Genomic DNA, 16559 nt, shown 5'->3' on the forward strand with positions numbered 1-16559 from the left:
ATAAACTTTACTGAGGACGTTAAATGCGCTTACGACACATTGAAATTTTTCACGCCATTTATACTACAGGTTCAATTACTAATGCAGCCAAAATACTGCATGTATCGCAACCATCGGTCAGTAAAGTATTGTCACATGCCGAGCTACAGCTCGGCTTCAATTTATTTGAACGTGTTAAAGGTCGGCTGATTCCAACTGATGAAGCAGAGATGCTTTTTGACGAAGTTGATAAAATTTATCAGCAAATGCGTTCAATTAAAAATACCGCACAAAATATTAAAAAATCAGAGTTTGGCAGTATTGCTTTAGGGGTAACACCAGCGTTAGGTTTTGATGCCATTCCAAATGTTATCGCTAATTATCATCAAGATTACCCAAATGTCACTTTCGATATTCAAACCATTCATAACGATGCTGTCATGCAGTCATTACTTGAGCATAAGTGCGACTTAGCTATTTTATTCTCGCCACATAGCATGCCTGGAATTACCTCAATTCCGTTGGCAGAATCTGAATTGGTGATTGTTTATCCAAAAAATAAGTTTCCTGATTGCCCAGATAAGTTAACCTTAACCCAAGTTTGCGATTCAGAGTTTATCGACATAAGTGACAGCGGCCCTTTGGCTGATATGCTGTGGACACGGGTGATGGAAGAAGACATTGGTATTACGTCATCTATCAAGGTGCAAACTTACTTTATTGCCGCTAGATTAGTCGCCAGAGGACTTGGGGTATGTGTAGTTGATCGCTACACCGCGGAAGGAAATTTATCTGACAATGTTGCTATCGCCTCATTTGAACCTGCGCTTACTTTTAACATCAATGCTGTGCATTTAGAAAACAGAGCTAAATCTAAAGTTATTGATGAATTCATACCATATTTAACCCTAGGTATTTCAAACAGTTAAATATAATCATAACCACAGGTTATGATCGATAAAAGCCTTCTCACTTTTAATGTTTGCTTACTAAGTTAAGCTCGGAATTAGAAAAACTCTGCTATTCCAGCATTTAAATTTAGGAACTTCATTATGCAAATTGCTTCTCCTTACCTGTTATTTATTGGTGACGCCACCGACCAGCTTTCAATTAAAATGGCACGTGGTGCAGCAGATTGGCGTCCTGAACTTTGTGTTGGTGAATACAGCGTTGATGGTTGTACAGTTAGCACCGGTATTGAAAAAATGGACATTGCACAAGCAGCAGCTAAAGGCGCTAAGTCATTCATATTAGGCTTTGCCAACAGTGGCGGTGTACTCGATAAGAAATGGTTACCTTATATTCTAGATGCAATGGACAACGGTATGGATATCGTTTCAGGCTTGCATGATAAATTAAGCGATTTTCCAGAAATATTAGAAAAAGCACAACAAACACAACAGCAATTGCTCGATATTCGTCATCCTAAGGCCGAATTTGTTACTGGTACTGGCGTAAAACGCACAGGTAAACGCTTACTTACCGTTGGTACGGACTGCTCGGTTGGTAAAATGTATACCTCATTAAGCCTTGAAAAATCGATGAAAAAACGTGGTTTTGATGTCGATTTTCGTGCAACAGGTCAATGTGGAATTTTAATCGCAGGCCAAGGTATCGCCATCGATTGTGTTATTTCTGATTTTTTATCAGGGGCAACCGAATCACTTTCTCCAAATAACAGCGCCGAACATTGGGATATTATTGAAGGCCAAGGCTCGTTGTCACACCCTGCATTTGCTGGCGTAAGCTTAGGTTTGTTACACGGCTCACAACCTGACGCACTGGTTATTTGTCACGACTTAAACCGCAGCCATATGCGCGGTTTGCCACAAAGCCAATTTCCTAGCGTTGAAGCAACCATAGCGTTAAACCTTCAAGCAGCTAAATTGACAAATCCAAATGTTAAGGTAGTTGGTATTACGGTTAATACATCAAGCGTGAGTGTTGAAGAAGGTCAGCGTATTTGCGCACAGCTCAGTGAACAATTTTCTTTGCCTTGTGCTGATCCTCTGCGTGATGGCACTGACAGTATCGTTTCAACGTTGGCATAGGCAAAATAACAATGAACTTAACAATTCAGGTTAGTCATCAACAGCTACCATTGAAAAATGTTTTTCGTATCGCTCGTGGCGCTAAAACACAAGCAGACGTTGTTGTTGTCACCATTAGTGACGGCATAAATACCGGCTGGGCAGAAGCCGTGCCCTATGCGCGCTATCAAGAATCTGTCGATAGTGTTAGTCAGCAAATACAACTGTTATCTAAGCAAAAACTTTCTACTGAAAACATCAATGAATATATCATTGCCCTTTCCTCTGGTGCCGCTCGTAATGCATTAGACTGTGCTTGGTGGGACCTACAAGCAAAGCAGCGTGGAACTTCAGTAGCAAAATTATTACAGCTTGCACCCGCGCAAGCTTGCATCACCGCACAAACATTAAGTATTGATACCCCAGAAGCCATGGCTAAAGCCGTCGCAGCACTAAACAACCCGCCGTTAGTAAAAGTAAAACTCGACAATCAAGACATCATCGAGAAAATGACCGCGATTCAACAGGCAGCACCTAACAGTGAATTTATCGTTGATGCCAACGAAGGTTGGAGTATTGATGATTTAAACAATTGTTGTGAGCAGCTAAAAGCACTGAATGTGGTTCTAATTGAACAACCACTGCCCGCTGGCCAAGACGAGGCATTAATTAACTTTTCTTCACCTGTGCCGCTATGTGCAGATGAATCATGTCATACCCGTGCCGAGCTTGATTACTTAAAAGGCCGTTATCAGGTAGTGAATATTAAACTCGATAAAACCGGTGGCTTAACCGAAGCGGTTTTATTAGCTCAAGAAGCAAAAGCGCAAGGCTTTGATTTAATGTTGGGCTGTATGGTTGGTAGTTCTTTGGCAATGGCTCCTGCCGCATTGTTAGTCAATAAAGCCAAGTTTGTTGATTTAGATGGTCCGTTGTTGATTAGCGAAGATCGCCAACATGGCTTTGAGTTTAATCAAGGAGTTATGCAACCATTATCTGAAATACTTTGGGGTGGCAGCCACACATTGAAAACGAAATCTGCTAATTTTACCTGAAAGCATTATTGAAATTCCAACAGCAACTAATGTATAGTCAATAATGTTCGTAAAAACAGTAAATTAAGTAGATAAACATGTTTTCATTACATTATGCCGAGTTGGTGGAGAGTTGGAATAAAACGCTCGCCGTTGTTGCAAAACTTGCCGATGTACCCGTTGCTTTGGTGATGAGGCTCGAAAATGAAAACATTTCTGTTTTTAGTAAAAGTCCAAACGACGAGAACCCCTACCAAGTGGGCGACTGTGAGAAAATATGTGGCTCTGGGTTGTATTGTGAACATGTCATTAATACACGTGGTTTGCTCAATGTGCCAAATGCCCTCACTAATACCATTTGGGATTCTAATCCAGATATAAAGTTAAATATGATCGCCTATTTAGGTTTACCTATTGAAGCTGAAAATCATGAAACCTTTGGCACTATATGTATTCTAGATAATAAAGAGCGTCACTTTCCAATAGCAACAATAGAGCTACTAAAGACCATACGAAATAACTTTGAAATGCAGTTAAAAATACTGCATCAACAACACCTTGCTGATGAACATCGTCAAGCAGAAGAGCTTGCAACACTCATTCGTGGTATTTCACACGAAATAAATACTCCGCTTGGCACAAGTATAACGGCCACAAGCATTATTGAATCACATATAGAAAAGCTACAAAAAAGCCTTAAAACGAAAACATTAAGTCACAAGTCTCTGCAGTCTCAGTTAAACATTATGGAGGAAAGTGTAAAATCGATGAGCCATGCGCTTCACACTACTTCAGAAAAGGTCAATACCTTACAAAACTTACTCATTGATCAAGAAGTTAAGGTTCACCAAAATGTTGATATTTCATTAGTTATTAATGATGTATTAAAACTATATCAGGTAAAATTATCTAAAAGAGCAATTAATTGCTCTTTTTCTCATGATTCGAAGACTTTAATTCAAAGCTATTTAGTGCCTACGTTACTACAAGAAGTGGTTGTTATCCTACTCAATAACTCATTGGAACATGGTTTAACGGCCGTCTCTGAACCAAAAATTCACTTAGATCTAAAAAGATATAAAGACACCATACAGTTGCATTATTACGATAACGGTATTGGTATCGAAAAAGCGCTTCAGGATCAAGTGTTCGCTCCTTTCTTTACCACAAGTAGGCGGACAGGTTGTATAGGCCTAGGACTGAGCGTGGTAAAGCGTATTGTATGCCAACAGCTTCGGGGAGGTATTGAGTTACTACCATCCGATACAGGCATTCACTTTCTGATTAACTTTCCTATAAGAAAGGATTTTTCAACCGTATAGGCGATAGATTGGATGTCATAAGTTAATATCTAAATGCTCAATAATCCTTCGTCTAATTTGTTCAATACTTTCAACATTAGTTGGAATAATTAAGATGGTATTATCACTAGCCATACACCCTAAAACACCTGATTGCTCGCCCATATTTTCGATCATTTTAGATATCAAAGTACCTGCGCCAATCACTGTTTTAATGATGATCTGAACATGGTTATGTTTAACATCAAGCACTACGGAATCAATTGCTTGTAGACCTCTTGGAATATGTTGCTTTTCAGGTAAACGGTAGACAGCGTCATTATTATGATTACGAATTTTTATTGCCCCTACTTTATTTAGTAAGCGCGAGACTCGCGTTTGCGTAACATTCTCAAAGCCACGCAATGATAACGCTCGGGCAAGTTGCAACTGTGAGCCAAACCTTTGATTTTGCAGTAGGGATTTAAATGTATCTAGTAATTCTGGCTCTGCAACACTCATATTCTGTAAACGTCCTCTTAGCCAATTTATCGTTAAATTGGCTTGAATTTTATTTAATTAAAATTTCACAACAACAGGCGAAGAAACAGCCTTATCGACACCAAGATACGCTGCTTGGTAACTTAAGGTGTTATAAAAATTAGGTTTAGAGTTCTTACTAAAAGCGCTTTGCCATTCAATTAAGGCAAAGTCATCAATATTAACTTGCGACGTTGCGCCATTTTGTAATTCAATTTCTGCCAGTACGCGATAACTTTTATAACCAATACGCGGCGAATTAAAATCAACCTCAACATTTTGCCAAGCATTACTGGCCGAAAGCTCTACCGTATCAATTAGCTGTTTAGAACTGTTTTTAAAGGCATCAAATAGCTTCTGACGTTTCTTTCGCCCTTGCCAGTAAAAGTTAATTTTTACCGATACTTGTACCTTAAATTTAGCTTTAATGGTCATGGCACTACTAGCTTTATAAACCCGTCTAAAGCTTTGCATACCAAAGGTAGTTGGCGATTTAGCATCAACGGCTATTGCTAAACTATGGCTGCCACTAGCGCCAAAGTTATTCAATGTCGTTGCACTGCGATCAAATAACCAACCACGTTCTGGGCTATCGAATAATGCGAAGCTTTCAAAATCACTACCGTTAATTAAATTTGTCCCTAAACGGTACGCAGTATTTGAGTTCGGCATTTGCACTTGAGTAATGCTGTGGTTCCACGGTAATTGATAAAGCGGGGTCGTTTTTTCATTGCTGGCGATATCAATAGCAATCTGCATTTTATTCGTCGGCTGTTCTTGCTCTTCAGACTGTTGATTATTTGACTGGATAACACCATGGCCACCTGACATTGAAATAGTAGTGTTTCGCTGTTTTGAAAGCTCAGTTAATCGTTTCATGACGGTATAGCGATGCATACCCGTTGCTGGCGTTGGTTTATAGCCCTTAACATATAACGGTACTATTTCTGCGCGATGAAATTTCCCTTCATCAAGCCAAACATAAAGAATAAAACTGTGCTGAGTTGCGCTGAAGTTTTGGTCAAAAATGAAGTTACCCATTGAATAGGCAATCAGTTTATTGTTATACAGCTCTAAACCTTGCGTTACATGGGGATGATGAGCAATGGCTAGCGCAGCACCAGCATCTAATGAAGACTTTAAACGTTGCTCCGTGACACCTGTTGGGTTGTTGGCATATTCTTGACTGCCGTGATATTGCACGATAGTGACTTTATCGTCAGCCACTTGCTTAGAAACTGATTGCAAAATGTTTTCCATTGAGCCGTAAGCTGCACCACCATGTTGATGATTCGCGGTTTGCGTTGGGTTAGCACTACCTTCCCAGCCAACATAACCAAGCATAGAAAATTCAGTGTTATTGATTGTTGCCGTGTGTGCTTTCAGTGCTGACTTTTCATCAACACCTGCCCCTGAATAACCTAATTCACTTTTATTCAAAAACGCTAACGTCGAATGCAAGCCAGAATCCATGTAGTCATAGGTATGGTTATTTCCCAATGAAACATAATCCACCCCAGCCCACGTAAGTGCGTCTAATATTTCAGGCTCAGAATAAAAAGTCACAGATTTTGGTGCTCGCTCAGCGGGTTTCTTATCGGCAATCTGAGTTTCTAAATTAACCGCAGCGTAATCAGCCAAGCTCATATAAGGTTTAATATGCTGAACAATAGCCTTGCTATCGCTAAGTTTATTATCGCGATGAATAAGTACTTCATCACCAAAGTAAGGCTTATAGAAGCGACGCCCCATCATAACGTCACCCGCGAAGGCTAACATCACGCGCTGTTTCGCTTTTTTGACTAAGGTAATATCGGCAATAGTCGATGAGTTTTGTTTCAATTCATAGTGGCTGAATGTTTGAATAGCAGAAAAGTAATCGGGTTTATCCAGGCTAAGTTGATATGTATCCTCAACGGCTGTCGATAACCGATAGATGCCTTGTTTATCAGTAAGTACGTTTTTTTCACTCAGCTTAACTTTAACGCCAGAGACAGCCTTACCATCCTCGCTAATAATCTTGCCTGTCAGCGTAATCAACTCGGCTGAAACCGTGGTAAAACTCATTAAAAGCGTGATAGATAATATCGACAATATACGTAACATTGTATTCCCAACCTAGTAACATTTTCACTGAGTATATCCTGTTCTAAAAACTAATTTCATTCCGAAAATGATGCAGTATATAACGTTAGGGTATGGTTAAAAGAAAATGGTCAATTACTGAAGGACAAATTGGAGGCAAAAAAAACGCCCCTCAAGTAAGGAGCGTATTACAAAACATAAAAACATGACAGAGGGGAGAGTCTCTTATTAAATAAGAGCATCAAATTTATGATAAGTTCAAAATATTATTTAAATAATCAAAATGAATCCAGGTAAGCACTAAGATTGTATTATCACGTTTATCAAAGTCACTGCAATTTATCGACCGCTTTATTACAGGCAAAAAAAACGCCCCTCAAATGAGGAGCGTATAACATAAATAAAATGCAATTTAATAAAAACAAAAACCGAGGGAGAATCTCTTGCTAAGTAAGACGATCTTCGTAGATGTTAGTTCAATTTTATTTAAAATTAATTCAAATAAAAATCAAAAACATTCAAAGCATCTATTTTTATTGGCCTGCGAGTAACAATAAAAATCTTAAATTTTTTCAAAACCTTGTTGCTGAGCAATTAAATTTAATACTTTAGTCAATTTTTTACCTAAATAGCCAGAAAGTAGTTTTGGCTTTTGCTGTAATAATGGCAATTCCGACGCCGTTATTGCCACATGGCAATCTAATAATTTGTTTGTTGATGACAATATAAAAACATCATCAGCGAGAAAGTCTTTTTTAATCATCTTTTCTGCGCTGTCATTGCTGCTATCAAACTCATTACTACCCACAAGATTAAAATTAATTAGCAATATGTTTTCTTCTTCACCATACCAATTCGCCGTCATGGTATGAAAATTCAATTGTGCTTCAAGCTTATTGCAAATCGCAGCAATATTATTAATTTGAGCAACTAAATCATCACTTACTTGAATAGAAATAGGCAGTTGTTCGGTCATAATGTCCATAGATACAAAACCTTTATATCGGTATAACACGTTGAGAAAAAGAAAATGGTTTATACTTATCGATAGTAAAGCCTTGTTAAGCTTACTTCAATCTTGATTTCTTAGCGTAATGCTTGCAATTTCAGGTTGAGTCTTTAAGCTAACGAGCGTTAATATTTAATTTATTCTATTTAATTGGTGTTTTAAAACTATTGTGAAATCATATTTTTCGACAAAATTCATTGTAATCATTATGCTGATGCTTAGCCTTATTGGCCAGTCATCTGCTAGTGTGATGATGTCTTGCGATATGATGAAGATGTCTGATATGCCAATGTCACATAGTATGGACTCTACCGAGCACACCATGGATATGTCGATGGACACGCCAATGAAAATGGCCATGGATGACAGCTCAACAACAAACATGACCGATGATTGTTGTCAGGAAAACTGCGATTGTGCAACAACCAGCTGCAAACCAAATTCTTACACCAATAGCTTGATGGCACTGACCATCACGTCAATACCAACTCAAAGCGATAGCCTGAGCATTGCTTTACCCCAAGAGCAATTTCTTAATTACTTATTCAAACCTCCTATTTCGTAATTCCCTAGGATCAATGCGCCTAAATTTAGGCTAACATCCACAATATATCCAGCGTTTAATTTCATTTATCAGCAGTATTTAGTCATTTTCAATGGCGATAACAAATAGAAATAAGCGCACTTTCAAAGATAAATTTGAGAAGAGCAATACAATGCTAGCATTACATTACTACTCACAGCTTAAAGATAAAATAAGCGACAATTTCATCGCAAAGTTAATAACTTCAACACTATTAATTTTGGTGACCGTGTCGTTGGCGTTTAGTCAAACTGTTAAAGCAGCGACACTACAAAAGAACAGCGTTAAAGCGCTAGGTTTTGTGCAAGCTGTGCAACAAGCACAAGCGGCTGACCCTTGGCTAACCGGCAATCGCCATCAGCAACAAGCGCTTGAATCACTCAGTATTGCTGCCAATACTTTGCCTGATCCGAAAGTGTCTATCGGCATGGCAAACATTGCTGCCGATACTTTGAGCTTTGGCCAAGAGCCAATGACACAGTTCAAACTTGGCGTTAGCCAAATGTTTCCACGCGGTGACACCTTAGCGTTAATGAATCAGCAGTTAAAAGCAGAAAGTAAACAATATCCGTTCTTGCGCCAAGACCGCAAAGCAAAAGTTGCTTTAACCGTTGGTATGCTTTGGCTTGATGCCTATCAAATGCAGCAAAGCATCGCCTTAATAGAAGAAAACAAAAGCCTATTCTCACAATTAATTGATGTTGCAGAAGCGCGCTACTCTTCCACTATTGGGCAGGCACAGCAGCAAGACATCATTCGTGCCGAGTTAGAATTAAGCCGTATTGATGACAAATTAGTACAATTTACTCAACAGAAAAACGCCTATATTGGTCAATTAAATCAATGGTTAATGAAAGCAGAACAAGGTAATGCTGCAGCAAATAGCTATCAAGCAACAAACACCTTTAACACCATGCTTGCAGCACAGCTACCTCAAATTGACTTGCAGAATAAAGCCTTAATTATGGCGAAACGACAATATTCTAATGCCGAATTAGTCAGTTATTTTACTAGCCACCCCGGTGTTGTTGCGATAGATAATAAAATTAAATCAGTGGCATTTAACAAAGCGCTGGCCAAGCAAAAATATCAGCCTGAATGGGGTGTTAGTGCTAGCTATGGCTACCGCGGCGATGATGCAGCAAGTAACAGCCGTGCCGATTTATTTTCTGTCGGCATCACTTTTGATGTTCCGCTTTTTACCGCCAACCGGCAAGACCAACAATTAAAAGCTGCGATATCAAAAACTGAAGCCGTTAAAACCGAGAAACAATTACGCTTACGACAATTGTTAGGCGCCTTTTCTTCTGCTAAAGGTCGATTATTACAACTTAACAAGCGCCAATCGTTATACGAACAAAAGCTATTACCACAGTTTCATCAACAAGCTGAAATCGCTTTAAACGCTTACACCAATGACAGCGGTGATTTCGGTGAAATTGTACGTGCGCGCATCGATGAATTAGACGCTTCGATAGATCACCTAGGCATTACCGTTGAGCAGCAAAAACTGCATTTAGAACTTAATTATGTTTTTAGCAAAGCTAATCAAGCATCAAAGTTTACGCCAGCCACATTAGCTCAGCAGAATCAGGAATAACATGATGACAACAAATAAAAAAACACTTATCAATCGCATCGCTAGTGGCGTTATTATCGCAATACCAAGTATCTTATTTGGTGGTTGGTTGAGCTTTAATTTTTTCGCTAATAACTCTGCTAGTAACTCTATGGCAGAAGCAACTGATGAAGCTGAGCCTATGTATTGGGTTGCGCCAATGGATGCTAACTTTCGCCGCGATAAACCCGGTCTTTCTCCTATGGGTATGGAGCTAGTTCCTGTTTACAAGAATGGCAGTGCAAATGACGCTGAAGTGGGTACGGTTACCATCAACCCAAGTATCGTCAATAACATTGGCGTTCGCACCGAAAAAGTAAAAAGTTCGCACTTACAAACGCAAATAAAAACCGTTGGTTATGTCAATTATAACCAAGACAAACTAGTCCATATTCACCCGCGTGTTAAAGGCTGGATTGAAACCCTCAATATCAATTCGGTTGGTGAAACAGTAACAAAAGGTCAGGCGATTTATTCACTGTATTCACCTGAATTGGTCAATGCCCAAGAAGAGTTTGTACTGGCGCTTTCACGTAAGAATACGCGTTTAATCAAGGCAGCAAAAAACCGTTTGTTAGCGCTAAATATTCCCGATGAAGCGATTGCTGAATTACAACGTAGCCGAAAAGTAAAACAGCAAGTAACCTTCTACGCCCCACAATCAGGCGTAGTTGAAAATTTATCAATACGTGAAGGCTTTTATGTTCAGCCCGGTACTATGCTATTTTCCATTGGCGATCTAACCGAAGTTTGGGTTGAGGCTGAGGTATTAGAACGCCAAGCAGGTTTTGTTTTTGTTGATGATAATGTCGCTATGACACTGGATTTTTTACCCGGTAAAACATGGCAAGGTAAAGTAGATTATATTTACCCTACTCTCGACAGCCAAACTCGTACTATGAAAGTGCGTTTGCGTTTTGATAACAAAAATTTCGCTTTGAAACCAAACATGTTCGCACAGGTGATTATTGACGGAAAGCCTAGCGCAGAAACCATCGTTATTCCTAAAGAAGCCTTAATAAGAACAGGTACTCAAGACCGTGTAGTACTAGCATTAGGCGATGGTCAGTTTAAATCAATCGCAGTAGATGTAGGTCGCAGTGACGGCAAAAAAATTGAAATCCTTGCAGGCTTATCTGCAAGTGACACCATAGTAACTTCAGCACAATTCCTATTAGATTCAGAATCGAGTAAAACCTCTGACTTCAAGCGTATGTCTGCTATGGAAATGGATATGGAAAACACTAGCCAACCAGTTGCCCATGCACAAGTGACTGGCACCATCAACAGTATTGATAGCGACACTAGAATCGCCAATATCAGTCGCGGAGCGATTGAGAAGTGGCAACGCCCTGCTGCGACATTAGATTTTTACATCGCTAATAACATTACGCTTTCACAGTTGAGCGCAGGCATAGAGATCGACTTTACTTTTGCTATCGAAAGTGGCGAATTTACGGTTATTACCCTGCATGATGAAACTCACGCTGATGCCGACAACAGTCATTAAGCCTCGACCAAGGAAATTGTTATGATAGAACGTATTATTCATTGGTCGGTGTTCAATCGATTTTTTGTATTACTAGTAACACTCGTAATTGTCGGCACCGGTATTTTTGCTTTTAAAAATACTCCTATTGACGCAATTCCTGATTTGTCTGATGTGCAAGTGATCATCAAAACTAGTTACCCAGGGCAAGCACCACAAGTGGTTGAAGACCAAGTAACCTATCCACTAACTACTGCCATGTTATCAGTGCCAGGGGCCCGCACAGTGCGCGGCTACTCATTTTTTGGCGACTCTTATGTTTACGTGATCTTTGATGATGACACTGATTTATATTGGGCACGTAGCCGAGTATTAGAGTATTTGTCACAAGTGGCCGCAGACTTACCTAGCAGTGCCAAACCTCAACTAGGTCCTGATGCAACAGGCGTGGGCTGGGTTTATCTTTATGCTTTGATCGACAAAACTGGACAGCACGACATCAGTCAGCTGCGCTCAATTCAAGACTGGTTTTTAAAGTATGAATTACAAACCGTAGAAGGCGTTTCCGAAGTTGCGGCAATTGGCGGTATGGTAAAGCAATATCAAATATCGGTAGACCCCGATAAATTGCGCGCTTACGGCATTCCTTTAAGTTTAATACAAACCGCAATCAAGCAAGGTAACCAAGAAGTTGGCGCCTCAGTAGTTGAAATGGCAGAAGCGGAATATATGGTCACAGCGTCAGGTTATATTGAAAATGTTGAAGACTTAGAAGCTATTCCATTAGGCATGAATGCGAAAGGCGTACCACTGCAATTAAAAGACGTTGCTGATATTAATTTAGGTCCACAAATGCGTCGTGGCATCGTTGAACTTAATGGCGAAGGTGAAACTGTTGGTGGTGTCGTGGTTATGCGTTTTGGCGCTAATGCCCAACAAACCATTAATGGCGTAAAAGAAAAGTTGAAGAGTTTACAACAAGGTTTACCCGACGGTGTAGAAGTTGTTACCGTGTACGATCGTTCAGGCCTAATTGAGCGTGCGGTTGATAACTTATGGTCAAAGTTGATTGAAGAATTAGCAGTAGTGGCTATTGTTTGTGTAGTTTTTCTCTTTCATATTCGCTCTTCCATTGTTGCCGTGATTAGCTTGCCACTAGGTATTCTGGTTTCCTTTATCATCATGTATTTTCAAGGTATTAATGCCAACATTATGTCGCTGGGTGGTATTGCGATTGCAATTGGTGCGATGACCGATGGCGCTATCGTAATGATAGAAAATATGCATAAGCATATGGAGAAAACCCCCCTTACTGAGCAGAACCGATGGCAAATTGTCGCTAAATCAGCCTCTGAAGTTGGCCCAGCATTGTTTTTTAGTTTACTCATTATCACGGTAAGCTTTATGCCAGTATTTATTTTAGAAGCACAAGAAGGCCGAATGTTCAGCCCACTTGCCTACACTAAAACTTATGCTATGGCAGCATCAGCAGGTTTAGCCATTACCTTAGTGCCAGTATTAATGGGTTATTTTATTCGCGGCAAAATTATTTCTGAGCGCAAAAACCCAGTCAACCGCGCGTTAATCGCCGCTTATATGCCGTTATTAAAAACCGTATTACGCTTTCCTAAAAGTACCTTGCTCGCAGCACTAGTTGTGACCTTAATTGGCTTTTCACCAATCGATAAAATTGGCAGTGAATTTATTCCACCGCTTGATGAAGGTGACTTAATGTATATGCCAACCACCTACCCGGGTATTTCAGTGGGTAAAGCGCGGGAAATTTTACAGCAAACCGATAAACTTATCCGCACCATTCCAGAAGTGAAAACCGTATTTGGCAAGGTGGGACGCGCTGAAACGGCAACAGATCCTGCGCCACTCACCATGATTGAAACTTTCATTCAATTTAAACCAGAAGCGCAATGGCGAGCAGGTGTAACCAAAGATACTATTCGCAAAGAATTAGATGCTATTGTTCGTTTTCCTGGTTTAACTAATGCTTGGGTCATGCCAATAAAAACTCGTATCGATATGCTAGCAACGGGCATTAAAACTCCTGTCGGCATAAAAATCGCGGGTAGTGATTTAGAAGTCATTCAAAATATTGGCTTAGATATAGAAAACATCCTTAAGGATCAACCGGGAACGGCGTCTGTTTACTCCGAACGCGTGGCAGGTGGGCGCTATATCAAGGTAGATATCAACCGTAATAAAGCCGCACGTTACGGTTTAAACATTGCCGATGTTCAACAAGTGGTAGCTACGGCCATTGGCGGTATGAATGTGACTCAAACTGTTGAAGGTTTAGAACGTTATCCCGTTAACTTACGCTACCCACAAGACTACCGAGACTCACCTGAGCAACTAAAATTACTGCCAATTGTTACGCCAGCGGGACAACGTATTTCGCTAGCAGATGTGGCCGATGTTTATGTTGAAGATGGGCCGCCAAGCATCAAAAGCGAAAATGCTCGTATAAACGGCTGGAGCTTAATCGATATCGAAAATATTGATGTTGGCACTTATGTCGAACAAGCAAAAGAGCGCTTAGCACAAGAATTAGTATTACCCGCAGGTTACTCAATTACCTGGGCAGGACAGTACGAATATATGGAGCGTGCTAAAGCGAAGCTTATTTACGTATTGCCGCTGACCTTAGCGCTCATTATTATTCTGCTCTACCTGAACTTTCGCAATTTTGTTGAAGTCGCGATTATTATTGCCACGCTACCCTTAGCCATGATTGGCGGTATTTGGTTAATGTATCTTGAAGGTTTTAACTTTTCGGTGGCAGTTGGCGTTGGCTTTATTGCCTTAGCAGGGGTCGCCGTCGAAATTGGCGTCATCATGTTGGTGTATTTAAACCAAGCTTTTAAAGAAACTATTGAGCAACATCAAACTAACAATATTCCTTTTACTATTAAGGAATTAACTCATGCTATTCTACAAGGCGCGGGCATGCGTGTGCGGCCTGTAATGATGACGGTAGCCACTGTTATTATTGGATTATTGCCGATATTATATGGCACAGGAACCGGTTCAGAAGTGATGAGTAGAATTGCAGCCCCGATGGTAGGCGGTATGGTTAGCGCAATTTTATTGACATTACTTGTGCTACCCGCTGTTTATCTTCTGTGGAGAAAGTCACAATTAAAACTGTAAGAAAGCCGCAAAAACTATTTAAAATCAGCCATAAAGTGCATAAATGGCTGATGTTATTTATTGGTATGCAATTTGTTATTTGGTCTGTTACCGGTGCTTATATGGTCTTTTTCGATATTGACTATATTCACGGTGACAGCCTGATCGTCAATCATCAAACAAAAATACAGCCCGAAAAATTAACTTATCCAACACAAACGCTTTTTCAGCAATATCCACAGGCTGAAAACTTAAGCGTTGGCATGTTAATCAACCGCGAAGTTTATCGTTTTAATATTGATAAACAAAAATTTATGCTTGATGCCACTAACGGACAGCAACTATCACCAATAACCGAAAGCTCAGCACTAGCCGTAGCAAAACATTTCTATTCTGGCGATGGCGAAGTGATTAACGCGAGGTTAATCACCGAAAACCCACCTTTTGAATTAAGCTCAAGGCATTTGCCAGCTTGGCGCATTAACTTCGACAACTTTGGCTCACCTGCGTTATACATATCTGCTAATAGCGGCAAAGTAGTGACTAAACGTCATGAATTTTGGCGACTGTTTGACTGGATGTTTCGCTTTCATGTCATGGACTATGACGATGGCGAAAACGTTAGCAATTGGTTTTTATTTATAATCGCATTATTGGCACAATTCGCAGTATTAAGTGGTTTAGTGCTAACTTACTTTAAAGTAATAAAACCAGCATTTACCAACAATAAAAAGCGCGGTAACAGTGCAACTTTTAATGGGCAAGATAAGCCATTAAATAACGGTGGTGAATCATGATGTTCTGGACCAAGAAAATACATAAATGGGCATCTTTACTGATAGGTTTGCAGTTACTTATTTGGGTATTCAGCGGCTTAGTGTTCAATGTAATTGATCATAAAAAAGCCCGCGGCAACGCGTATCGTCAAGCACCAGCCGCCTCTGAACATAGAGTAGCGGAAAAAGATTTACTGCCTGTTGAATCAATCTTAAAAGCCTACCCTGATACCGTAGAACTGACACAAACAAAACTGTTAGCAAAACCATATTACTTGCTGACACAACAGCAAGGCTTATACCGCCACTTTGCCAACCGTTATTTGTTGATCAATGCGGTAACTGGAGAGCTAACTAAGGTTAGTGAACAACTGGCATCGAACATAGCAAAAGCAAGTTACAACGGTCCTGGCGAGATAACATCGATTGCTTTATTAACTGCAAACATAGCGGATTACCCAAAACAGAAAAATCCAACCTGGCGGATAAATTTCAGTGATGATTTAGAAACTAGTGTTTATGTCGAACAAGGCTCAGGGCGATTAGTTGGGCACAGTAATAGCGATAAACGCTTTGCTGGCTTTTTCTTTATGCTGCACTTTATGGACTATGGCGATGAAGGTAGCTTTAACAACATTCAAATTATGCTGTTTGCGTTTGTTACTTTGTGGTTGGCACTTTCCGGTGGAATATGGACTGTGCATATGGTGAGAAATGGTCGGTATCGACTCAAGGCTTCGCGATAAATTCACTTCAATTTTATAAAAAAGCTTACTTGTAGTTACCCTCTTTTCGATATAAAAAATTGAACTATATGACTGTTCCATGATCGGCTCTTTCAAACAAAAAATGACTCAACCATATAAGGAACAGGCATGAGAAATTAGCCAACTCTTTTAATCTATGGCAAGCATCATTTAAAAATGCTAAAACACTAGGACTACTAACCAAAGAGAATAAAATAGATAGTTATTCTTATATAAATCACTCTA

13 protein-coding genes are annotated in these 16559 nt (G+C 39.9%); 10 read left to right on the top strand and 3 right to left on the bottom strand.

What is annotated here, in order from left to right; translation table 11 throughout:
- Positions 1-23: 23 nt before the first annotated feature.
- The 4 genes from B7C41_RS16205 to B7C41_RS16220 all read left to right on the top strand — a co-directional run bounded on the left by B7C41_RS16205 (position 24) and on the right by B7C41_RS16220 (position 4365).
- Positions 24-908: a LysR family transcriptional regulator gene (locus B7C41_RS16205; RefSeq protein ID WP_085300005.1), complete on the top strand. Its 885-nt coding sequence runs from the start codon at positions 24-26 to the stop codon at positions 906-908.
- Between the two features lie 123 nt (positions 909-1031).
- Positions 1032-2030 carry an N-acetyltransferase DgcN gene (gene dgcN / locus B7C41_RS16210; protein ID WP_085300006.1) on the top strand — a complete coding sequence of 333 codons (999 nt, stop codon included), beginning with the start codon at positions 1032-1034 and terminating at the stop codon, positions 2028-2030.
- 11 nt (positions 2031-2041) lie between these two features.
- Positions 2042-3064 (top strand): N-acetyl-D-Glu racemase DgcA, encoded by a 1023-nt coding sequence (gene dgcA / locus B7C41_RS16215; RefSeq protein WP_085300007.1) that lies wholly within the window; start codon positions 2042-2044, stop codon positions 3062-3064.
- A gap of 77 nt (positions 3065-3141) precedes the next feature.
- Positions 3142-4365, top strand: coding sequence for a GAF domain-containing sensor histidine kinase (locus tag B7C41_RS16220; RefSeq protein WP_235839752.1), 1224 nt, complete (start codon positions 3142-3144; stop codon positions 4363-4365).
- A gap of 15 nt (positions 4366-4380) precedes the next feature.
- Here the strand turns inward: B7C41_RS16220 and B7C41_RS16225 are convergent, their stop codons facing one another.
- From B7C41_RS16225 to B7C41_RS16235, 3 genes are all read right to left on the bottom strand, one after another.
- On the bottom strand, positions 4381-4845 hold the full coding sequence (locus tag B7C41_RS16225) for an arginine repressor (protein WP_085300008.1): 465 nt from the start codon (positions 4843-4845) through the stop codon (positions 4381-4383).
- Positions 4846-4902: 57 nt separating this feature from the next.
- Positions 4903-6969 carry a CapA family protein gene (locus B7C41_RS16230; protein WP_085300009.1) on the bottom strand — a complete coding sequence of 689 codons (2067 nt, stop codon included), beginning with the start codon at positions 6967-6969 and terminating at the stop codon, positions 4903-4905.
- Between the two features lie 541 nt (positions 6970-7510).
- Positions 7511-7933 (bottom strand): hypothetical protein, encoded by a 423-nt coding sequence (locus B7C41_RS16235; protein WP_085300010.1) that lies wholly within the window; start codon positions 7931-7933, stop codon positions 7511-7513.
- Between the two features lie 232 nt (positions 7934-8165).
- On the opposite strand from B7C41_RS16235, the gene B7C41_RS16240 reads away from it, so the two are divergent.
- The 6 genes from B7C41_RS16240 (at position 8166) to B7C41_RS16265 (ending at position 16313) form a co-directional block, all read left to right on the top strand.
- A complete protein-coding gene (locus B7C41_RS16240; protein ID WP_143764434.1) occupies positions 8166-8522 on the top strand; it encodes a hypothetical protein in 357 nt (118 codons plus the stop codon).
- A gap of 151 nt (positions 8523-8673) precedes the next feature.
- Complete coding sequence (locus B7C41_RS16245) at positions 8674-10140, top strand: TolC family protein (RefSeq protein ID WP_158089150.1); 1467 nt, start codon at positions 8674-8676, stop codon at positions 10138-10140.
- 4 nt (positions 10141-10144) lie between these two features.
- On the top strand, positions 10145-11668 hold the full coding sequence (locus tag B7C41_RS16250) for an efflux RND transporter periplasmic adaptor subunit (protein WP_085300289.1): 1524 nt from the start codon (positions 10145-10147) through the stop codon (positions 11666-11668).
- Positions 11669-11689: 21 nt separating this feature from the next.
- Positions 11690-14812, top strand: a complete 3123-nt coding sequence (locus tag B7C41_RS16255) for an efflux RND transporter permease subunit (protein ID WP_085300013.1) — start codon at positions 11690-11692, stop codon at positions 14810-14812.
- A gap of 50 nt (positions 14813-14862) precedes the next feature.
- Positions 14863-15588, top strand: a complete 726-nt coding sequence (locus tag B7C41_RS16260; protein ID WP_085300290.1) for a PepSY domain-containing protein — start codon at positions 14863-14865, stop codon at positions 15586-15588.
- Positions 15585-16313 carry a PepSY domain-containing protein gene (locus B7C41_RS16265; protein WP_235839754.1) on the top strand — a complete coding sequence of 243 codons (729 nt, stop codon included), beginning with the start codon at positions 15585-15587 and terminating at the stop codon, positions 16311-16313. Before B7C41_RS16260 ends, B7C41_RS16265 begins: the two co-directional genes overlap by 4 nt.
- Positions 16314-16559: the final 246 nt, after the last annotated feature.

It is taken from the genome of Cognaticolwellia mytili (assembly GCF_002104475.1).
Classification (GTDB): domain Bacteria; phylum Pseudomonadota; class Gammaproteobacteria; order Enterobacterales; family Alteromonadaceae; genus Cognaticolwellia; species Cognaticolwellia mytili.